This window comes from Enterococcus sp. BWR-S5 (assembly GCF_016745255.1).
In the GTDB taxonomy this organism is placed as follows: Bacteria; Bacillota; Bacilli; order Lactobacillales; family Enterococcaceae; genus Enterococcus_L.
This window is the reverse complement of the sequence record NZ_JADOEQ010000007.1, coordinates 50341-70493: the sequence shown is the minus strand read 5'-3', so window position 1 is coordinate 70493 and position 20153 is coordinate 50341. Positions and strand designations below refer to the sequence as shown.

20 protein-coding genes are annotated in these 20153 nt (G+C 39.7%); 11 read left to right on the top strand and 9 right to left on the bottom strand.

Going from position 1 to position 20153, the window contains the following annotated elements; genetic code table 11:
- Positions 1-8: 8 nt before the first annotated feature.
- On the bottom strand, positions 9-3695 hold the full coding sequence (locus tag IW510_RS09950; RefSeq protein ID WP_442896410.1) for a 5'-nucleotidase C-terminal domain-containing protein: 3687 nt from the start codon (positions 3693-3695) through the stop codon (positions 9-11).
- Between the two features lie 408 nt (positions 3696-4103).
- On the opposite strand from IW510_RS09950, the gene IW510_RS09945 reads away from it, so the two are divergent.
- From IW510_RS09945 to IW510_RS09935, 3 genes are read left to right on the top strand one after another with little or no spacing between them, the layout of a single operon-like run.
- Positions 4104-4853 carry a metal ABC transporter ATP-binding protein gene (locus tag IW510_RS09945; RefSeq protein ID WP_202059148.1) on the top strand — a complete coding sequence of 250 codons (750 nt, stop codon included), beginning with the start codon at positions 4104-4106 and terminating at the stop codon, positions 4851-4853.
- Positions 4846-5700 carry a metal ABC transporter permease gene (locus tag IW510_RS09940; RefSeq protein ID WP_202059146.1) on the top strand — a complete coding sequence of 285 codons (855 nt, stop codon included), beginning with the start codon at positions 4846-4848 and terminating at the stop codon, positions 5698-5700. The genes IW510_RS09945 and IW510_RS09940 overlap by 8 nt, the downstream gene beginning before the upstream one ends.
- Positions 5690-6637 carry a metal ABC transporter substrate-binding protein gene (locus IW510_RS09935; protein WP_202059145.1) on the top strand — a complete coding sequence of 316 codons (948 nt, stop codon included), beginning with the start codon at positions 5690-5692 and terminating at the stop codon, positions 6635-6637. The genes IW510_RS09940 and IW510_RS09935 overlap by 11 nt, the downstream gene beginning before the upstream one ends.
- 120 nt (positions 6638-6757) lie before the next feature.
- On the opposite strand, the gene IW510_RS09930 is transcribed toward IW510_RS09935, so the two are convergent.
- Positions 6758-8530: an oleate hydratase gene (locus IW510_RS09930; RefSeq protein ID WP_202059328.1), complete on the bottom strand. Its 1773-nt coding sequence runs from the start codon at positions 8528-8530 to the stop codon at positions 6758-6760.
- Positions 8531-8827: 297 nt separating this feature from the next.
- Between IW510_RS09930 and IW510_RS09925 the strand changes: the two genes are divergently transcribed.
- Positions 8828-9799: a ribose-phosphate diphosphokinase gene (locus IW510_RS09925; protein ID WP_202059143.1), complete on the top strand. Its 972-nt coding sequence runs from the start codon at positions 8828-8830 to the stop codon at positions 9797-9799.
- A gap of 330 nt (positions 9800-10129) precedes the next feature.
- On the opposite strand, the gene IW510_RS09920 is transcribed toward IW510_RS09925, so the two are convergent.
- Positions 10130-10696 (bottom strand): DUF1700 domain-containing protein, encoded by a 567-nt coding sequence (locus IW510_RS09920; RefSeq protein ID WP_202059141.1) that lies wholly within the window; start codon positions 10694-10696, stop codon positions 10130-10132.
- The gene (locus IW510_RS09915; RefSeq protein WP_202059139.1) at positions 10696-11037 is read right to left on the bottom strand and encodes a PadR family transcriptional regulator; all 342 of its coding nucleotides are present in this window, start codon (positions 11035-11037) and stop codon (positions 10696-10698) included. Before IW510_RS09915 ends, IW510_RS09920 begins: the two co-directional genes overlap by 1 nt.
- A 162-nt stretch (positions 11038-11199) precedes the next feature.
- Between IW510_RS09915 and IW510_RS09910 the strand changes: the two genes are divergently transcribed.
- From IW510_RS09910 to IW510_RS09885, 6 genes are all read left to right on the top strand, one after another.
- Positions 11200-11766 (top strand): hypothetical protein, encoded by a 567-nt coding sequence (locus IW510_RS09910; protein WP_202059326.1) that lies wholly within the window; start codon positions 11200-11202, stop codon positions 11764-11766.
- A gap of 20 nt (positions 11767-11786) precedes the next feature.
- Positions 11787-12221: a GNAT family N-acetyltransferase gene (locus tag IW510_RS09905; RefSeq protein ID WP_202059137.1), complete on the top strand. Its 435-nt coding sequence runs from the start codon at positions 11787-11789 to the stop codon at positions 12219-12221.
- Between the two features lie 250 nt (positions 12222-12471).
- Positions 12472-13188 carry a 16S rRNA (guanine(527)-N(7))-methyltransferase RsmG gene (gene rsmG, locus IW510_RS09900; RefSeq protein ID WP_202059135.1) on the top strand — a complete coding sequence of 239 codons (717 nt, stop codon included), beginning with the start codon at positions 12472-12474 and terminating at the stop codon, positions 13186-13188.
- A gap of 18 nt (positions 13189-13206) precedes the next feature.
- A complete protein-coding gene (locus tag IW510_RS09895) occupies positions 13207-13968 on the top strand; it encodes a ParA family protein (RefSeq protein ID WP_202059132.1) in 762 nt (253 codons plus the stop codon).
- Positions 13961-14854, top strand: coding sequence for a ParB/RepB/Spo0J family partition protein (locus IW510_RS09890; RefSeq protein ID WP_202059130.1), 894 nt, complete (start codon positions 13961-13963; stop codon positions 14852-14854). Before IW510_RS09895 ends, IW510_RS09890 begins: the two co-directional genes overlap by 8 nt.
- A gap of 228 nt (positions 14855-15082) precedes the next feature.
- Positions 15083-16084, top strand: coding sequence for a MucBP domain-containing protein (locus tag IW510_RS09885; RefSeq protein WP_202059128.1), 1002 nt, complete (start codon positions 15083-15085; stop codon positions 16082-16084).
- An 85-nt stretch (positions 16085-16169) separates the two neighbouring features.
- Here the strand turns inward: IW510_RS09885 and IW510_RS09880 are convergent, their stop codons facing one another.
- From IW510_RS09880 to IW510_RS09860, 5 genes are all read right to left on the bottom strand, one after another.
- On the bottom strand, positions 16170-17300 hold the full coding sequence (locus IW510_RS09880; protein ID WP_202059126.1) for a tyrosine-type recombinase/integrase: 1131 nt from the start codon (positions 17298-17300) through the stop codon (positions 16170-16172).
- Positions 17301-17406: 106 nt separating this feature from the next.
- On the bottom strand, positions 17407-17934 hold the full coding sequence (locus tag IW510_RS09875; protein ID WP_202059124.1) for a DUF5067 domain-containing protein: 528 nt from the start codon (positions 17932-17934) through the stop codon (positions 17407-17409).
- Positions 17935-17947: 13 nt separating this feature from the next.
- Positions 17948-18484 carry a hypothetical protein gene (locus IW510_RS09870; RefSeq protein WP_202059346.1) on the bottom strand — a complete coding sequence of 179 codons (537 nt, stop codon included), beginning with the start codon at positions 18482-18484 and terminating at the stop codon, positions 17948-17950.
- A gap of 90 nt (positions 18485-18574) precedes the next feature.
- Entirely contained in the window at positions 18575-19207 is a 633-nt protein-coding gene (locus tag IW510_RS09865; protein ID WP_202059122.1) for an ImmA/IrrE family metallo-endopeptidase, read from the bottom strand.
- Between the two features lie 12 nt (positions 19208-19219).
- The gene (locus tag IW510_RS09860; protein WP_202059116.1) at positions 19220-19582 is read right to left on the bottom strand and encodes a helix-turn-helix transcriptional regulator; all 363 of its coding nucleotides are present in this window, start codon (positions 19580-19582) and stop codon (positions 19220-19222) included.
- 300 nt (positions 19583-19882) lie between these two features.
- Between IW510_RS09860 and IW510_RS09855 the strand changes: the two genes are divergently transcribed.
- Positions 19883-20068 (top strand): helix-turn-helix domain-containing protein, encoded by a 186-nt coding sequence (locus IW510_RS09855; protein ID WP_202059114.1) that lies wholly within the window; start codon positions 19883-19885, stop codon positions 20066-20068.
- Positions 20069-20153 lie beyond the last annotated feature (85 nt).

Here is a 20153-nt window from a genome sequence, read left to right as displayed (position 1 = left end):
CTAGCTGCCTAAGATACTTTTCTTTGGTTATACAGGTAGAAACCTGCGCCTGCAGTTCCGGCAGCTAATAATCCGATACCTAGGTAAGAAACGATTCGTTCCCCTGTCTTTGGATAGTTGCCTCCGGCCGTTTTGTCAGTATTTTTATCTTGGCTGCCGGTTGTGCTGTCATCTGTTCCGGAATCTTTTGTTCCGTCGCCATCGCCGGGAATCTTATTGAAGTCAGCTTCAGCAATTGAAACGATTCGTTTGCCTGGGAACTGTTCTTCGTATTGACTTAGGTCAATGTTGGTTGCAGCATCCAACACACGGATTGTTGCCGCTTGTTGCAAGTGATCGATTAGAACAGTATCAAGAGAGGGTCCTTCTTCTCTTTCTCCGCCCAGCATATTGTATCCGTCACCGCCTGCAGCAAGGAAATCATTGGTTGCCATGTTGTAGCTAGCATCATCTTTGATAGCTTCGAATTTTCCTGTTTCTTTGTTCTGTATTTCAACAGAAAGAACACGGTTTCCGACAATGGTTTTATCTGTGTCATTTCCTTCGTCCTTCACCAGTAATGTTCCCTGTTTTGTGGAGTCATAGTAGACACGAATAGAGCTGGAAACATGAAGGAAACCACCATTTGCGCCAAGTTTTGGCTGTCCATAATCATCAAGAATGATGTTGCCATTCTCGTCTTTTTGAGCAAATGAGCGAAGAGACATTTCAAACATCTCTTTGACTTGAGCTCCGGTAACTTTGATTTGAGAAATACTGTTTCCAAAAGGCAATACCGCAATGATGTCGCCTAACGTTACAGCACCTGGTTCGATATTGGCACGCAGACCGCCGCCGTTTGTTACGGCAAAGTCAGTTGGTTCACTGAAGCCTGTTTGTCCATAGTTCATCATGGCATCTCCAACCAAGTTACCAAGGTTGGTTTCTCTGGTACGAACATTTTCACGCTCGCCGTTGAACAGGTAAGGATTGTTTTCGATAACGACTTTCGATCCCCATTTATCAAACTTCGCTTTGGCTGCATCAACCAAGGCTTTTACAGCTGCATTTTCTTCCAATTCAGCTAAATCCGCTGCTTTAGTTAATGTCGCTGATTTCTTCGTTGTATCATTCAAGTCAATTTTTACCAAGCCAACATTATTTAGGTAGTTCCCGGTTTGTGTATAGAGAACATTCCCATACATTTTTCCACCATCAACAGCGGTGTGCGAATGTCCGTCCAATACGACCATGTTCAGGTCTGGGAAGGCTTTACTCATGGCTTCGGCCAAGGTATCGCCGCGCCATTCGTTTGGTGTCGTTGCATCAATACCAAGATGCCCCGCAATGATGAAGGCATCAATCGCTTCATCTCCATCTTTAAGAGCGGTGACAACTTTTTTCGTTTCTTCGATTGGGTCAGCAAAGGTTACACCAACCACGTTGTTCGGATGAGTTTTCGTCGCTGTTTCCGGAGTGGTTACCCCGATTACGGCAAATTTTTTCCCGTCTTTTTCAATAATAGTATAAGGTTCGAAAATAAGCTTTCCGTCCTTGTAAGTGTTGTTAGATAAGAGTGGGAAATTCAAGCTGTCCTTGTAGGCCAGTGTCCGTTCCAAGCCAAAATCAAATTCGTGATTTCCGACAGCCATTGCATCATAGCCGACTTCGTTCATGATTTCGACCATGTCCATTCCTTCAGAGAAATTAGAGATTGGCAGACCTTGGAAAGCGTCACCGACATCAATCATCAGGGCAGGGTTTTTCAGGTCTTTAAAGGTTTTTAGACGTGCCATTCCCAACACACCATCCGCTGCTTCTAAACGTCCATGGATATCATTTGTATGCATGATATTCACAGTTGTTGGTTGGAAGCCGGCATCCTTCACATCCTGTTTTGTGATGGCTTTGACGTTTGGCGTTCTGCCATCAGCTGACGGAGTGGTTTTGAGTGTTCCATTGTTCACCAGCTCAACAGCCAGTGCCCGCCAGTCTTCATCGAAATTATATCCAATGACTTCCCAGTTACGCTCGATTTCTTTTTCCGGATCAAGCGTGCCTTTTTCCTTGATGTACTGTGCAATAAATCCACGCAGTGTTTCAGGGTCAGTAGATACGATTGGCTCTTCTGTGACAATACCTGCTGCCAACAAGCCTTCGTAGCGATAGTTGTTCATCGCAATGGTATAGTTTGCGGCAGGATCAACAGCTTTTCCCTCAATTGTTGGGTTGATAATTCGTTCCCCTTCAGGCTTGGAGATATCGATTTTGTAATCAACACCAGAGAAGATATCGTAATTGTATACACGAATCGAATCGTTAAAGCTGATGGTTAAATCTTCTGCCTCAGGCGTATTGTAGTATTTTGCCTGATTTTCCATATAAGTCAGCAGGTTTGCACCGGTAATGTTGACACTGACTAAGGTATTTGGGTATTTGTAAATATCAAAAACGTTTGAATAAGAGATATTTCCTTTTTCCAGTTTACTGTCTGCTTTGAAAAGTGCAGAAGCAGCAAGCTGAGCGCCTGTGAATTTTCTCTGTACGTTATTGATAAGAGAAATCATGGCTGTCGGCTGCAGTTGAGCTTCAGGAATTCCTGCCACTTCTTCTTTTGGTAAGAAGCTGTCAGTCGCAGTACCGATTGTTTCAGAGATGAATTCACGTGTTGTATTGTGGTAGGTTTCGGTTGCCGCCTTCAACTCTTTATCCGCTTCAACCTTCGTTGTGTCAATGATCGAAGGTGTGCTGTTTTTCACTTCCCATTCGCCATTCACTTTTTCGATATCTAGATCGATACGGACCATTTCGATACCAGTATCTTTGGGTGCACCGACAGCTGTCGTGCCACTTGCACTAGGACTCTTGATTTGTTCGGCAAAAGAACGATGGTCATGTCCAAGGATATAGGCATCGATTCCTGCAACATTGTTGATTACTTGGTCTGCGCTGGCAGCTGGATCACTGTCTGCTCTTCCGGCGTGGATAGAAGCAACAACGATATCTGCACTACCCTCCAGCTCAGCAACTGCTTTTTCAGCTTCTGATTGTAAGGCTTTGAAATCAAGACTGTCGACTTTGGCACCATCCCATTTTGGAATGTGCGGTGTAGTCAGTCCAATGATACCGACAGTAACATCAGTTACCTTATCCCCATCAAGGTCGATTTCCTTCAACGTTGTTCCACCGACATAACGGTTTTCTGTGCCTTTTAAATACGTATTTGCCGATAGAATCGGAAAATTCGCTTCGGATTTAATCTTACTGATTAAGTCCAAACCAAAGTTGAATTCATGGTTCCCCAGTACCATGGCATCGTATTTGATTTCATTCATCGCCTTAATCATTGGATGGGGTTCGCTGATTAGCGGTTCTTTGTTGTACAGGTCGTCTGTTAAAATCGTTCCTTGAACCATATCCCCATTATCGATCAAGATGGTGCCATTCGGATTTTCTGTCCGAACATTTTTAACAACGGTACTTACCTGAGAAAGTCCGACTGCAGCAGCCTTATCGTCCTCGTAGGACCAATTCCATAGCTGACCATGAACATCAGAGGTTCCCAGAATGGTTAATGTCTGAGAGTTTACAGCGGTTTTTTGAACGGAATCGCCTTCTTCAGCAAGTGCTGTTGTTGTCATTCCGCCCAGCAGCAGTGTCGAGGCAGTGAGTAATTGAAGAATGTGTCTGAACTTCTTATTCCCTATCTTTTTCACAAAACAAACGCTCCTTCATGAGTTTTTTTCATTACAGAGTCATTTTAACAAAAATATAGCGTTTTCTAAACACTATTTTGTTGTTTTATCAAAAAAAGTATGTGATATGGAGAGATTCTTATTAGCTGGAGAGTGTAATGGTTTGTAATAAAAATCATTTTTTGTCCTTGAATTTTTGCTTGAAGAAATTTAGATATCTGTTTTTTTACTAACAGGGAATCATCAGGAGGTTGTCTAGCTTCACAAGCTCGATTAGCTTTTCTTATCGAAAACAGTGAGGGGGATTGGCAGTCAACTTAAATTTTGAGAGGTCTGATTTGACATTTTTATCTATTAAGGTATAATTTATAAAAAAGTTAGGTTAACCTAAAAATAATAGTAGATATACTTAAATCGAGGTGTTTTAGAATGAACAACAATATATGGATTGACAATCTTTCTGTTGCTTATCAGGGGAAGCAAGCAATTCAAGCAGTTGATTTAGTGTTAAGAGAGAAGAAGCTAACCGGAATTATCGGGCCAAATGGTGCGGGAAAGTCGACCTTAATGAAGGCGGCGCTAGGCTTGATTGCGAAAAGCAGTGGTGATGTCACTTATTTGAATCAGCCCTTGAAGAATAATCAGAAACGCGTTGCGTATGTTGAGCAACGCCAGAATGCAGATTTATCTTTTCCTATTGATGTGTTTGGTGTTGTTCTCTTAGGAACATATCCTAAGGTCGGATTGATTCGCAGACCGGGAAAGAAAGAAAAGGAACTGGCATGGCATTGCCTTGAAAAAGTTGGTATGACTGAGTTTGCCAAGCGACAGATTGGGGAATTATCCGGCGGTCAGCTGCAGCGGGTATTCATAGCCAGAGCATTAGCGCAGGAGGCAGACTGGTTCTTTCTGGACGAACCCTTTGTCGGTATTGATGCCTCCAGTGAGCGAACGATTATTGATTTGCTGAAGCAGCTTCGCAATGAAGGAAAATCAATTGTCATTGTTCATCATGATTTGCATAAGGTGAACGATTATTTCGATGATCTTGTCTTATTGAACAAACAGGTGATTGCCTATGGAGAGGTAGCGCAGACCTTTACCGCTGAAAATTTACAAAGAGGATATGGTGAAGAAATTACTGAGATGTTGCGAATGGGGGAGAGAAAAAATGATTAATGAATTCATTGATGGGTTGATGAAGTACCAATTTTTGCAAAACGCCTTGTTTACTTCAGTGATTGTAGGAATTGTAGCAGGTGTCATCGGCTCTTTCATCATTTTAAGAGGAATGTCCTTGATGGGGGATGCCATTTCCCATGCGGTTCTTCCGGGAGTAGCGATGTCTTACATGCTGGGAACCAGCTATATTATCGGGGCAACACTGTTTGGGATTGTTTCTGCAGGCCTGATTGGCTTTGTTACCAAAAACAGCAGGCTAAAGAATGATACGGCAATCGGAATTGTATTCAGCTCGTTCTTCGCTTTGGGGATTATCTTGATTTCCTTTGCGAGAAGCTCTACCGATTTGTACCACATATTATTTGGAAATGTATTGGCTGTCCGAGATTCTGATATGCTGCTGACGGTGATTGTCGGAGTCATTGTGTTGACGCTGGTGTTCCTGTTCTATAAAGAATTGAAGCTGACCTCCTTTGATCCGGTGGTTGCGCAATCTTATGGAATGAATGTCGTGGGGATTAACTATATGCTTATGTTTTTGCTAACCTTGGTGGCTGTGACTTCGTTGCAGACGGTTGGTACGATTTTGGTTATCGCCATGTTGATTACGCCGGCAGCAACAGCCTATCAGCTGACAAACAGTCTGCCTAGAATGATTGGCTTGGCAAGTATGTTCGGCATGCTGAGTGCGGTGATTGGCTTATTTTTCAGCTATAGCTACAATCTTCCATCAGGGGCAACGATTGTTTTGGCAGCTGCCGTATTTTTTATCGCAGCCTTTCTATTCTCGCCGACGAAAGGACTTATTTTTGATTTAAGGAGGAATATACATCATGAAGCGTAAACTAAGTATACTTTTAGCAGCCGCTGCGAGTCTGGTTTTATTGGCTGCTTGCGGCTCAGGTCAGTCGAAAACCGATGCATCTGGAGAAAATAGTTCAGAGGAGAAGCTGCAGGTTGTGGCTACAAATTCGATTATTGCAGATATGGCAAAGGAAATAGGAGGAGAGCTGATTGCCCTTCACAGTATTGTTCCTGTAGGAACCGATCCTCACGAATATGAGCCATTGCCGCAGGATATACAAAAAGCGAGTGAAGCGGATGTTGTGCTGTACAACGGGCTAAACTTGGAAACCGGTAATGGCTGGTTTGAAAAGCTGATGGACACAGCAGGAAAAAAAGAGAATACCGATTACTTCGCAGTCAGTCGAACAGTGACACCTATGTATTTGTCCAATCAAGAAAGCAGTCATACCGAGGACCCTCATGCATGGCTGGATATTTCTAATGGCATTGCCTACAGTGAAGAAATTGCCCGAATATTTGCTGAAAAGGACCTTGAAAATAAGGAAAAATACCTGGAAAATAGTGAAGCATACACAGAGAAGCTGAAGGAGCTGGATCAAACAGCAAAAGCAGAATTTTCGGATATACCTGAAGAGAAGAGGCTGTTGGTAACCAGTGAAGGAGCTTTTAAATACTTTTCGAAAGCCTATGGTCTGACCGCTGCTTATATTTGGGAGATTAATACAGAAAGTCAAGGGACACCGGAGCAGATGAAAACCATCATCGATACAGTTAAATCCTCTGATGTACCGTCGTTATTTGTAGAGACTTCTGTCGATGCCCGCAGCATGGAGCGGCTTTCTAAAGAAGCAGACTTACCTATTTATAGCAAAATTTTTACCGATTCAGTTGCTGAAAAAGGTGAGGATGGAGACAGCTATTATACAATGATGAAATGGAATCTGGAGAAAATTCATGAAGGGCTGTCCCAGTAGTATTCTGTGTTACACCCTCAGCACATTTGTTTAAAAACATGAAAGACCACCGCTGCTTACTATTTGAGCAGCGGTGGTCTTTCAGCTTGTGGTATTTCCAGTGAAGCAGAGGTCTGGCAGTTACAGTAAGCCAGCCTCTTTCAGCATTTCAAGAACCATTGTACCTTGCAGCTTTTGCAGGCCTTTTTTCTCAAGAATTTTAATTAGCCATGGCACACGGATATCTTTCAATTTCTTGCCATCCAGCAACCGTCCTGTAGAATTCAGAAGAGTTCGAGCATCATAAGCAGAAGCGAAGACTTCCGGAACCCCTCTATCAACATCCAACAGGGTGTAAACAGCTTCCATAGCAGTACGGACAGAATATTCTGTTGTGAAGACAGTATCTCTTTCTGTTTCGCTGAAGTTACCGATGAAGGCCAGATTTTTTGAGCCTTCCGGAACAACCAATGGACGGTCACCTTCTGCACGTGCCATGAAATAGGAGGTAATGTATGGCATATAGCATGGAATTGTGCTACAAGAATTGTTGGCAAGGTCTGCAATTTCTTCTACAGGTACCCCCATATGATACAGCCATTCTTGTGCAATTTCACTCCCTGTACATTCAGTGATACTCTTTTTGATAAAGTTACCAGGCTTGTTTGAAAGCAAACCGTAGATCCAGACAACGAGCTGATCCTTTGGCTGTGCTTTGAAGTGCGGCTGCCGATTTAAGGTGTAGCTCAACATCCAATTAGAATCTTTAACGGTAACAATCCCACCGCTAACGACTTTTCCGGCATACGGATCACGCTTACTGATTTTTTCGATATAAGGAGCCACCTTATCATCTAAAGTCGTTGTTGTTGCGGATACAAACCAGCTTTCCTCCGGCAGATTTTCACAGAATTTTTCCGGTTTCCCAAATGCAGGATTTTGAGCGGCCATGTTTTTCCATAGTGACCAGCTGCCGCCTAGGTCATGATTGACAGGGGCTGGATGGTCATTATCTCCGTAAGTTGTACTTTCTGTGATACTTCCGTTTGTAATAAAGACTAAATCATTTTCAGTCAAATCAACCTGTTGTTCTTGTCCACCTACTTCGAGCACCAATGTACGGGCAACGATTTTTCCGGCGGTAGAATCAGTCAACACATTTTTCACAACAGTGTCATATTGGAAATGAACGCCATGGTCTTCTAAATAGCTGACCAAAGGCAGAACCAATGATTCGTATTGGTTGTACTTGGTGAATTTCAAGGCAGACAGGTCAGGCAGGCCGTCAATATGATGGATAAAACGCATGATATAACGACGCATTTCCATTGCGCTGTGCCATTTTTCAAAAGCAAACATAGAAGACCAATACAACCAGAAGTTTGATTCGAAAAATTCATCAGAAAAAACATCCGTGATTTTTTTGTCCTGCAATTGGTCTTCGGCTGTCAAGAACAGTATCACCATTTCCTGTGCGGAGGCATCAGACAAGGTGAATTTTCCATCCGTAGGGATTCGTTCGCCGCGGTTTTCAATTGCTCGACATTTAGAATAGTTCGGGTCTTCTTTATTCAACCAGTAAAACTCATCTAAAACAGAGGCATCCTCAACTTCAAGCGAGGGAACAGAACGAAAAAGGTCCCACAAACATTCAAAATGGTTTTCCATTTCCCGACCACCACGAATGATAAAGCCTCGTGTCGGATTTAAGATACCATCCAAGCTTCCTCCTGAAATAGGCAGCTCCTCTAAAATGTGGATATTTGCCCCTTTCATTTGGCCATCTCTGATTAGAAAAGCAGCGGCAGAGAGAGAAGCAAGACCTGCGCCGACCAGATACGCTGATTTATTTTCAACGCCCTCCGGTTTTTTAGGACGTGCGAATGCTTCATAATTTCCATTACTTCGATACATATCAATCATCCTTTCCAGTTTTGGTACTATCCCCATTATCCGAGCTTCTAAAATTTTGTGCAAATGTTACCCTCTGGAAATTGGACACCCCAAATCAAGTGTCTAAAAATCCCTTAAACATGTAGTAAAAAGAGAGAATAATCAGTAAAAAAACAAACAAAAATAGTAAAACGGTTTAAAGACGGATAATGAATAAATAAAATAAGGCTTCCTCAGGAAAATCACTTGATTTATTTGAGAAAAATGACTACTATTTATAAGGAAGCAATTGTTCAGTAATAGAAAGTGGAGGTCCCAATGTCAAAACATTATTTTGATCCAAGATTGAAAATCTTTGCTCTTAACTCAAATCGTCCGTTAGCAGAAAAAATTGCAAAAGCTGTTGGTGTGGAATTAGGAAAGTCATCTGTCAGTCAGTTTAGTGATGGTGAAATTCAAATTAACATCGAAGAAAGTATCCGTGGTTCCCATGTTTACTTAATTCAGTCAACCAGCAGTCCTGTAAACGACAATTTGATGGAACTGTTGATTATGGTTGATGCCTTGAAACGTGCAAGTGCGAAAACAATCAACGTGGTGATGCCTTATTATGGTTATGCTCGTCAAGATCGTAAAGCTCGTGCTCGTGAGCCAATCACTGCAAAATTAGTTGCGAACATGCTTGAAAAAGCCGGCGTAACAAGAATGTTGACATTAGACCTACATGCTGTGCAGATTCAGGGATTCTTTGATATTCCGGTAGACCATCTGATGGGTGCGCCTCTCATTGCGGATTATTTTATGGATCATGGGATTCAAGGGGACGATGTTGTTGTCGTATCTCCTGACCATGGCGGAGTAACTCGTGCGCGTAAGCTGGCTGAATATCTGAAGTCTCCAATCGCAATTATCGACAAACGTCGTCCAAAAGCGAATGTAGCAGAAGTCATGAACATTATTGGTCAGGTTGAAGGAAAAATCTGTGTATTAATCGATGATATGATTGATACAGCTGGTACTATCTCATTGGCTGCAAATGCCTTGCAAGAAGCAGGTGCGAAGGAAGTCTACGCTTCTTGTACACACCCTGTTCTTTCAGGTCCGGCTTTGGAACGTATTGAAGAATCAGCAATCAAGCGTTTGGTTGTGACGGACTCTATCTACTTGTCAGATGATCGCAAAATCGATAAGATTGATGAAGTCAGCGTTGGCGAACTGATTGGAGATGCTATCAAACGTATCCACGAAAACAAACCGGTCAGCCCACTATTTGAAACAAAAAATCGTTAATCAAATTAAAAACGTACCGAAAGCAGTCTGCTTTCGGTACGTTATTTTTTTATTGTGGGGAGCTAAACAAGCCTGTTCCGCTTTTCTTCTGTCCAGCATCACAGCCCAACTTCTTCAACAATAAGATAAATTGTCTTCAATGATAAAAGAAATCATTGAGCCAATTTTCTTTATTGCTCAGAAGTTCCCGGCCTGTTCCGCTTTTCTTTCTGTCTAGCTTCACAGGCTAGCTCCTCTCAACAATAAGTCACAACATGTCCTATGGTAAAGAGCACCACATGCCAGTTTTGTCTTATTGTTCGGGAGCTGAACAAGCCTGTTCCGCTTTTCCTATTCATTCGAACTTTTAATTTTTCTATGGGCTACAGAAATCGAAAATAGATAATCTTTTAGCCAGCGCCACATTTTTTTGCTGCCAACGTAAAACAACAATCCGAAAATCAGGCAAATGGGTAGCACCATAAAATCCGGTGCCTGCCAGAAACCAAAATTCATGACTGAAATTGGCAGAGAGTAACCGAAGAACAAGCCAATCGTTTTGATAATACCAGCGACGATTACAACAAAAGCACTAAAGTAAAACGCAATCGATAGGATACCAACTACCGGGATAATGAACATACCGGAAAAGCCGGTAATAAAGTAGAATTTCACTAGCTGGGCCATGCTGTTTAAATTGAAAGAGTCTTTCTTTAATAATGCTTCACTGGTATAGGATTGTGCTAGTTTCTTAGGGTCACCAAGCGCCTGTAAAACTTGGTCTATCGATGCACCGTTACTGACTGCTTCAAAGATATGGCTTTCCACTTCTTCAAGAATATCGATTTTCTCCTGGGTTTCCAATTGATTCAGATGTTTACTTAGCTGTTGCAGGTAATGTGTTGCTTTTTCATTCATTATAACTCCTCCTTATAATCCTGAATATCACTGACCGCCTTGGTTAATGTTTTCCATAAAGCGGTCATTTCTATCAAGTACTGCATACCGGAATCAGTGATGCGGTAGTATTTTCTTCGTGGCAACTCATTGTTCTCCTGCCAGTAGCTTTCCAGGTATCCTTCTTTCGTCAAGCGACGCAGCAAAGGATACATAGTATTTTCATTTGTTGCAATGATAGTCCAGCTGCTTAGCACCTCGATTAATTCATAGCCATAATAATCTCTTTTAGCTAGTAGAGATAGGATACAAAGCTCCAATGTTCCTCGTTTTACCTGAGACTTCCAGTCATTGATATTCATATATGCACCTCACACAGTACAGTGTATAACACAGTATAAACGAACACAAGTATATATAATAAAAATCAGTACAAAGTCTGAGAGAAGTAGAAAATATCACAATCAATATTGCAAGAATATAGTATAATGGTAAAAATTGGACGGAGAGGATAACTAAATGTGATGGAACGGCCGGATGAACGAAGAGCATTGGAGATTTTGCAGCGTGTTTTCCCTGAAAAGTATAGCGAAGCAGCACTTGTGGATAAACCGGATATCCAGAATCCGTTGAAAAGTATCGGTGTAGAGGTGACACAATCCCTAAAAGAAGGCGTACTGCATGCTTTGGGGGAAAGCTACATTTCTTCGCAAAGTGAACAGGAAATGATTGAGCGCTTAAAGAAGGAACACGGCACAGATACGATTCGGATGACCTTAACTTTGCCGGACGGTACAATGAAACGTGTTGGGATTTCTCTGACAAATTGGAACAGTTTGTTTAATCTAACAGAAGCCTATGACAATAAATTGAAGAAGCTCCAAAGCGGAAACTATACTCTTTTCAATGAAAACAATTTATTTATTTTTGTTTTTTGGGAGGATGAATCATATATATGGCGACTTCTGGCACATCTTTCTGAAGTCAAAGCAACCCTGTACTATGATATCGTTTATGTTTACAGCAGCCCATTTCTTTATGAGATTGACTGTAATTTGAAAAATATTGAGAAGTATAGATGTGAGGATTAAAAAAAGAAAGGTGGATGAAAATGGAGTTTAAGGTAAAAACATTGGCTGAACTAACGTCGGCAGAGCTATTGGCAATCATGAAGGAACGGATCGCTGTATTTGTGGTGGAACAGCATTGCCCTTATCAGGAAGCGGATGAGCTGGACGAAACAGCACTGCATACTTGGCTGCAGGAAGGAACGGAGCTTGTCGGCTACACACGGATTATTGAGGAAGATGATGCTATTCATATCGGCAGAGTTCTGACCGTAAAAAAATACAGAGGCGCCGGCTATGGGGAACTACTGATGAAAAAAACTCTTGAGGCAGTGAGAGAGCACTATCCGAATCAATCCGTTGTTTTAGGTGCACAGGAATATGCGACTGCTTTCTATGAAAAATTTGGCTTCAAGGTGATTTCTGATGTTTATCTGGAGGATGATATTCCTCATGTGGATATGCAGTTGGGAGAATAAAAAATAAAATCCAATCGGTGGCGTCTTTTTATAGGCGACATCGATTGTTTTTTTGTTTAAAGAAGAGACTTGGAATTACGTATCATCTATACGTCTGCACTTTGCTTGATTGGCAAGCGACAGGTGGTTTAGTCAAATTAAGAAACCTGTTAAATATCATCAAAACCATTGCATGAATGAGGTATTTACGTTAAAGTAAAGAAAGCAAACTGTGAAACATTTTAGTGTTTCACGAATAGGAAGGATAACTATGACACCAGAAGAATTTAAGCAGTTTTTGGCGGAAAAAGGGATTGTGTTGTCAGATCAGCAAATGCAGCAGTTCGAGCGTTACTATGAAGTGCTTGTAGAGTGGAATGAGAAGATGAATCTGACCGCTATCACAGAAAAAAAGGAAGTGTACCTAAAACACTTCTATGATTCAGTCTCGCTGGCTCTCTTTGAGGACTTTTCATCTGGAAAGAAAATCTGTGATGTTGGTTCCGGTGCTGGCTTTCCAAGTATCCCATTAAAGATTGTTTTCCCTGATTTAGAGGTTACAATCGTGGATTCACTGAACAAACGTATCAAGTTTTTAACTTATTTAATAGAAGAGTTAGCATTGACAGGCGTTGCACTGTATCATGATCGTGCAGAAACCTTTGGTCAGAAAGCAGAGTTCAGAGCAGCCTTTGATTATGTGACAGCCCGTGCGGTGGCGCGCTTGAGCGTGTTGTCGGAGCTGTGCTTGCCATTAGTAAAGAAAGACGGCTACTTTCTTGCACTGAAAGCGGCTAAGAGTGAAGAAGAAATTCTGGAGGCTAAGAAGGCGATTGCTGTGTTGGGCGGGAAATTCGAGCAGGAGAAATCGTTTGAATTACCAATCACGAATGACGAGAGACATATTGTTATGATACAAAAGAAAAAGGAAACGCCTAAAAAATATCCGAGAAAACCCGGACTACCAAACAAACAGCCGATCAAATAAGATGGAGGAACAAAAGACATGGTACGAATCATTTCTGTAGCAAACCAAAAAGGCGGCGTAGGAAAAACCACCACCACAGTTAATTTGGGTGCATGTTTAGCCTACTATGGAAAAAAGGTGTTGTTAGTCGATATTGATGCACAGGGAAATGCAACAAGTGGTGTCGGAGTGAGAAAACCGGATGTTGCCCATGATATTTATGACGTATTAGTGAATGAAGAACCGCTGAAAGAAGTAATCTTGAAAACAACCAGAGAGAATCTTGATATTGTGCCTGCAACGATTCAGCTGGCTGGTGCTGAAATAGAGCTGACATCAATGATTGCCAGAGAATCCAGACTGAAATCTGCGTTGGAGGAGGTACAGGACGAGTACGATTTTATTCTGATTGACTGCCCGCCTTCGTTAGGTCATCTGACGATTAATGCTTTTACCTCAAGTGATTCCATTTTGATTCCTGTTCAGTGTGAGTATTACGCATTGGAAGGCTTGAGTCAGCTGTTGAATACAATTCGTCTTGTACAGAAGCACTTTAATCCGGACTTGAAAATTGAAGGTGTCTTACTGACGATGTACGATGCCCGCACGAATCTCGGCGCTGAAGTCGTTGAAGAGGTTCGAAAGTATTTCCGTGAAAAAGTCTACGATACGATTATTCCTCGAAATGTTCGATTATCGGAGGCGCCAAGTCACGGGTTGTCGATTATCGATTATGATCCGCGTTCACGCGGTGCAGAAGTCTACTTATCTCTAGCAAAGGAAGTGTTGGATAATGAGTAAAGGAAAAGGCCTGGGGCGTGGTATTGATGCCTTGTTTCAAGATTTTGCCAGTTTGGAAGAGGTTGACGTAAAAAAAGAGGAAGTCATTGAAATTTCTTTAAGCGAGCTTCGTCCAAACCCCTATCAGCCCAGAAAAACATTTGATGAAAGCTCTCTTAGTGAATTAGCGGATTCTATTAAGCAGTCAGGTGTTTTTCAGCCGATTATCGTTCGTAAGTCTTCTGTAAAGGGCTACGAGATTATCGCCGGAGAACGACGCTTCCGCGCTTCCAAGCTTGCAGAAAAGGAAACGATTCCTGCAATCGTCAGAGAGTTTGATGAAGAAGCAATGATGCAGATTGCAGTATTGGAGAATCTGCAACGGGAAGACTTGAATGCACTTGAAGAAGCCGAAGCCTATGATATGCTGATGAAAAATCTTAAGCTGACACAGGCAGAGGTTGCTGAGCGATTAGGGAAAAGCCGCCCGTATATCGCCAATTATCTACGCTTGCTGACATTACCAAGCCTTGTTAAAGACTTGGTCCAACAAGAAACATTGTCAATGGGACAGGCAAGAACACTGTTAGGATTGAAGGATAAGAAAACCATTCTTTCTTTAGCTAATCGTGCAGTCAAAGAAGGATTAACCGTCCGCCAACTAGAGCAGCTAGTTACTGAGATAAATGAAAATGAAGGCAAAAAAGCTGTGAAAAAAGTGAAAAAAGCAGCAAAAGAAAAGCCTTACTACATTCGTGAGAGTGAAGATCGCTTGATGGATAAATTTGGTACAACCGTCGTTATTCAGGAAAAGGAAGGGAAAGGGAAGATTGAGATAGAATATCTATCCGATTCCGACTTGGCAAGAATATTGGACATACTAAACATACAATTTGACGAAGAGTGATATTAAGTTTTGGTGATGCAGATTATTTAGTTAATCTGTGTCATTTTTTTGTTATTTAACAACATGTGTAATTTATTTTTTGAAAGAATGATTCTTTTTAAGAAATGCTTATAATTGCTTAATTTATTCTTAAATTAAGGGTTTTCATTCTTTAAATAGAAAAAGATGTTGATTGAAACACTTGTTATGTTAAAATTAAAGAGTAACAAAAAAAGGGAGGAACATTTAATGAAGAAAAAAGTTTATGTTGCGTTGTTATCTTTGTGTTGTCCAATTATGTTGAATACTCAACAGGTATTTGCTGAGGAAGCTGCCGGAGAGCCTACTCCGACAAGTGAAACAGTAGGACTTGAGGATCAATTGCCAGAGGGTGGACCGGAAGAACTGCCAGCTGTCTCTGAGCCTGAGGTTTCAGAAGAAGCTCCGGAAGTAACGGAGGAGACAACAGATACTACAGAGGAGACTGTAGTTGAGGAAACAGATGTAACAGAAGAAACAGTTGAAAGTACAGAAGCTGAGGAATCAGCAGACACTGTTGAAGGCGCAGCGGAAATGTCAGCTCGCGCAATCATGAATTTCACAGTATCCTTTGTTGATGAAACAACAGGTGTGCTTATCGGGTCATCAACAATAGCTCAAGAAGAAGGAACAACAGTTGTAATTGCGTTACCAACAAATGGCTACTTTGTTGTGGACACGCCTGTAGGATCAGGATTCAGTGTTGAATTAGATGCCAGCAACAATCCTGTACTCGTTGGAGAAGTTACTTCAGCATCAGCAGATTTCACTGTAACAATGAGAGCTTTCAACGCATCAGGTGATGCACAAATCAACTTTGTTGATGAAGCAGGTAATGCAGTAGCAGGAGCGCCAAGTGTTATGCTAGGCGGCGAAGTAGGCGACGTAGTTAGCTATGATCCGCCTGTAATTCCTGGATACACATATAGTGGTGGTACAGTTTCTGTAACATTGACAGATACATTACAGACCGTCAATGTTGTTTATACTCGTATCGAAACAACACTGACTGTTACGTATTTAGATCAAGCTGGTAATCAGTTGATTGCAGATGAGACATATACGGGTAAATTTGGGGAAGTATACGAATTTACACCGGCATCATTCTCAGGCTTGGAATTAATCAGCATGAATGGTGCGCCATTCACAACAGCAGATTTACCAATCGTTGTATCAATGGGTGAAACGGATCAGCATATGGTATTAGTTTAAAAAGAATAGAAATGCATACAGAGTAAAGCTTTTATAGCTTATTTTTTTTGCAATTGATTAAAAAGGGGCTATAAAGGGGCATAAATTAATACTTGAAATCATCCAGTTTCTTTATCAAGCTTGTTTTCATTTTATCTGTAACATGAGTATAAACTTCAAGTGTTGTAGATGCATCAGTATGCCCTAACCTATCCATGACAGCCTTTATTGGAATGTTTAATTCAGCTAAAATGGATACATGTGTATGCCTTAAGTAATGGCTGGTTACGGGTTTACTCACTCCTGCATTCTTTGCTGCAATATGTAGAGCGGGTGTAAATGTTCGGAAATCAATTGGCAAACCTTTATGACTGGTAAAAATGTATTCAGAATCAACATAATCATTATTGAGTTTGAGAAATTGGTTTTCAGTTATTGTTTTATTTAGTATTTCAATAGCTCTTTGAGGCAGAGGAATAACCCTATTTGATTTTTTTGTTTTTGGGGTTGTTCGAATAGGTTGCTTGTAGCCTCTTGTTCTCGAATCTATTGTTCCATCAATTTTTATAGATGAACCATCGAATTTATCTATGGTGAGAGCGATAAGTTCTCCGTATCTTAATCCAGTGAGTGCTAGGAATTCAACCATATCAGCCTTTCGCTCATTTTTAGGATTAGAATTAAGTTGTTTAATGATGGCTCTTAATTCCCACGGCTCTAAATATTTATCTACATGTGGTTCGTCTCTTAATTTCAAGTCTAACTTGTAATCGGGAACAGAAGGTATTTTACCTGTATCATAAGCTCTTTTTAAAACAGAACTTATAACTCCTTTAATCTTTTTAACATAACTCAAGGAATATGAGTCTGTATAATATGCTTTTTCTATCAAATCTTTAATGAAATATGAATCAATGTTCCTAAGTAAAACATCGTCTGAAATATAGTTTCGTACAATTTTTATAGGACTTTCGATCATTTTAAATGTTGAAGGTTTAACCGTTTTTTCGTAGAAAAGAAGCCAATCTTTTAAAGCTTTCTCAAAAGTTAAATTACTGCTCTCTTTCGTCATAAGTTTTGATTTTATTTTTTCATCTAGCATTTTTTGCGCTTGTTTTTTAGCTTGATTGGATTTAGAATTTAATGTAATAGAAACTCGTTTATCTTTTTCGGTATAGGGGTCTTTATACCGTTCAATATATTTGAATTTTCCATTTTGTAGTTCTTCCATCCACATTTGTATCACTCCTATTTTTCTGCTAAAATAGGCATAGTTAAATAGGCCTATTTAGGTTTTATTTTCAGTAGCACATCCATCTGTTTGGCGACGGGGGATGTGTTTTTTATTCTATTTCAAAAGTATCTGTTTTCAATGTTTCCGTTTGATTCCTATCATGAAATCTTAATTCTATAGGTGCATTTGAATCAATTAATTTGTAAGTAAAGCTAGCAGTTACTTCTTCATTTGAGTAAATTTCTTGGTCTAACTTTTGAACAGCTTCATATCGTTCGTCAGTAGTATCATCAATATAGCCAAATTCAAGCTCAGTTTCATTTTGGTAAGCTGTTACGTAATACATAAATAGGTATTGTGCATCAACAGAGATGCTAGATTTATTTCTTGCAGTATAATCGATAAATACTATTTCAGAATTGTCCATACCTCTTCCAGTTGTTAAATTGTTAATCACAAGGTCTACTTCATCATTTGAAAAGGACAAGGCAGAGTCATTGTTTGATGATTCGATAGTAATGCTATTTTCAAAACTTTCCGATGAACTTGGCTGGCTTTCTGATGTCTGGTCTTCTTGTGATGAACACGCGCCTAAAAGTAAAACACTAAATAATAAAACAAAACTTGCTTTTCTCATACCTGAGTACTCCTTATCTTTTAGTCTCGAAAACATTCCCACATTGTTTACAATGCCATTGGTTATTGCCTTTTTTACCAGCAAAACCAGCCAGTGTTCCAACGCCTCCAATTAGTGCGGCCCCGGTAGCTGCTTTTCCAACAGAAAAAGATTTTTTATTATTTTGCATGAATTCGACATCTTTGCTGTTGCAGTTTGGACATATAATCGATTGATGGTCGTTGCAATTACTGCTTGATTTGAAGTCTTGGCTTAAACTATTTTCTCTTTCTATTACTTCAATATCTAACAAATTCAAAAGTTCATTGACCTTTTCTGTTTGCTTTTTGGTGAATTTGAAAACATTTTTTGTAAAAGCATTGGTTGGATCATAGTCCTCTCCCTCAAGGCTAAAATAAACAGTCCCCCACTCATTCTTTACAAAATTATATGGCTTAACAAAAATACATTTAATATTCTCAAACATAAATGTGTTTTTCTCTATCGTAATGCCAAATTCTTCGACCTTAACAGTTTTCTTTGGCAGAAACCCAAATTTGTACTCAAACACTTAGAATCGCTCCCTTGACTTTTAATATGGTATGACATATTTGCAACTTGTTAAATTATACGTCGTGCTAATCAGTAATTGTGGTACTGGTTAGCTTTTTAAATATTGTAATATTTCTTTATTATTTCTGTATCGATAACTAGTTACAAGCGAATGAGCATAATTAGGTGAACATTTTTTGTAAAAAATCAAAAATTCGTTTAATCGTTTTTGCAAAGCTGTTTTACTCATAAAAAAATATTGAGCAACTTGGTCGAATGATGAAAAGTGATGTGTAGCGTACTCAAGCGCCGTATCATTTGCTAACAATATTGAAGCACCAATATTAGCTCTTGTTTCTTTTTCATAATCTTCAGGTAGATAACCGTCTTCTAAAAACATATCTGAAAAAGTTTGTCCTTCTTTAGCAGTAGGGATGTCGCAATAATAATGCATAATTTCGTGCATTAGAGTAAAGTTTTTTCTCTCTGGTTTTAGAAAAGCGTTAGTTGTTATGAAAACTGAATTAGCTACTTTGCTAGTAGAACCCAGTATAATTTGTTGTAACTGTTTTCTAAATCTATAATCAATAAACTCGACACCTTCAACGGCTTCAACATATTTTTTAATAGTATGATGATTAATTTTTTCAATTGGTATTGAATGATATCGAGACACTGTGTCACAAATTTCATTGGCAATTGCCGATGCTTCGTAAAAAATATCTCCCTCTAAGAAATCCATATGAAAGCCACCTTAGTTTCTTTTTTTCTTTTTTGCTCTTTCAATCAAAAATTCTGTGTATTCTTTTAACTCCTCCTCTAGTTCTTCAATATCTTCTGTATCTAGATTGGCAGTATTCAATCTAAAGTGATTAATTAAATTGCTTCCAAATCTATCATCTTCTAATTCGTTATTAACATTTTTAGTTGTTCTTCCCAAAAGATAATCTGTAGATACATTAAAATAGTCAGCTACCTTCTGGAGTTTGTCAGAAGCTGGCGCACTTGTTTTCCATCTGTATAGGGAATTTTTACCGAAGCCTAACTTTTCTTCTAACTCTACTATTGATATTTTTTGCGAGTCTGCTAATTTTTTTACACGTTCAAATGTTGTCATATCAACCATCCTATTTATACGAACACGAAATCTATATAATTATATAATTTACTCTTGACGTCTATACAATTATATAATATACTGTGTTCGTAAGCTAATTAGTTTGCTAATAAGTTCACTTAACTAAACCAAAACAATACACCTAATCGTTGGGAGACGGTTTCGCTGTGAATCATCAAGGCTTTTAACAGAGCTTATTTAACTATAAACTTATTCTATATAATTATATAGAAAGTGTCAATGTTTTTTACGAAATTAGTGAATAAATTAGCTTACAAAAATAATAAGGGAGGTCAGAACATGTCAGAAAATTTAGATATTCAAATTAGAACAGAGTTGAGAAAGCGAAAAATGACATTCACTGATTTAGCAAAATTGTTAGATATCTCAAAACCTTATCTATCTGATATCGTCAATGGTCGGCGTGATGGAAAGAAAGCCAAGGAATATATCATCCGGATTAAATATATTCTAGGAATTGAATAGTAACTAACAATTACATTCTAGCTCAATAACTATGTAATAGCAATCAAAAAAGAATGTATGTTCGTATTAATTCGATTTTAATGAG

Bases quoted from the DNA above. Each gene is read 5' to 3' on its own strand.
- IW510_RS09910 (WP_202059326.1), top strand. From the start codon at position 11,200: ATGGAACGGCCGGATGAACGAAGAGCATTGGAGATTTTGCAGCGTGTT.
- IW510_RS09945 (WP_202059148.1), top strand. From the start codon at position 4,104: ATGAACAACAATATATGGATTGACAATCTTTCTGTTGCTTATCAGGGG.
- IW510_RS09860 (WP_202059116.1), bottom strand. From the start codon at position 19,582: ATGACAACATTTGAACGTGTAAAAAAATTAGCAGACTCGCAAAAAATA.
- IW510_RS09920 (WP_202059141.1), bottom strand. From the start codon at position 10,696: ATGAATGAAAAAGCAACACATTACCTGCAACAGCTAAGTAAACATCTG.
- IW510_RS09855 (WP_202059114.1), top strand. From the start codon at position 19,883: ATGTCAGAAAATTTAGATATTCAAATTAGAACAGAGTTGAGAAAGCGA.
- rsmG (WP_202059135.1), top strand. From the start codon at position 12,472: ATGACACCAGAAGAATTTAAGCAGTTTTTGGCGGAAAAAGGGATTGTG.
- IW510_RS09895 (WP_202059132.1), top strand. From the start codon at position 13,207: ATGGTACGAATCATTTCTGTAGCAAACCAAAAAGGCGGCGTAGGAAAA.
- IW510_RS09885 (WP_202059128.1), top strand. From the start codon at position 15,083: ATGAAGAAAAAAGTTTATGTTGCGTTGTTATCTTTGTGTTGTCCAATT.
- IW510_RS09865 (WP_202059122.1), bottom strand. From the start codon at position 19,207: ATGGATTTCTTAGAGGGAGATATTTTTTACGAAGCATCGGCAATTGCC.
- IW510_RS09905 (WP_202059137.1), top strand. From the start codon at position 11,787: ATGGAGTTTAAGGTAAAAACATTGGCTGAACTAACGTCGGCAGAGCTA.
- IW510_RS09935 (WP_202059145.1), top strand. From the start codon at position 5,690: ATGAAGCGTAAACTAAGTATACTTTTAGCAGCCGCTGCGAGTCTGGTT.
- IW510_RS09880 (WP_202059126.1), bottom strand. From the start codon at position 17,300: ATGTGGATGGAAGAACTACAAAATGGAAAATTCAAATATATTGAACGG.
- IW510_RS09915 (WP_202059139.1), bottom strand. From the start codon at position 11,037: ATGAATATCAATGACTGGAAGTCTCAGGTAAAACGAGGAACATTGGAG.
- IW510_RS09875 (WP_202059124.1), bottom strand. From the start codon at position 17,934: ATGAGAAAAGCAAGTTTTGTTTTATTATTTAGTGTTTTACTTTTAGGC.
- IW510_RS09925 (WP_202059143.1), top strand. From the start codon at position 8,828: ATGTCAAAACATTATTTTGATCCAAGATTGAAAATCTTTGCTCTTAAC.
- IW510_RS09890 (WP_202059130.1), top strand. From the start codon at position 13,961: ATGAGTAAAGGAAAAGGCCTGGGGCGTGGTATTGATGCCTTGTTTCAA.
- IW510_RS09940 (WP_202059146.1), top strand. From the start codon at position 4,846: ATGATTAATGAATTCATTGATGGGTTGATGAAGTACCAATTTTTGCAA.
- IW510_RS09930 (WP_202059328.1), bottom strand. From the start codon at position 8,530: ATGTATCGAAGTAATGGAAATTATGAAGCATTCGCACGTCCTAAAAAA.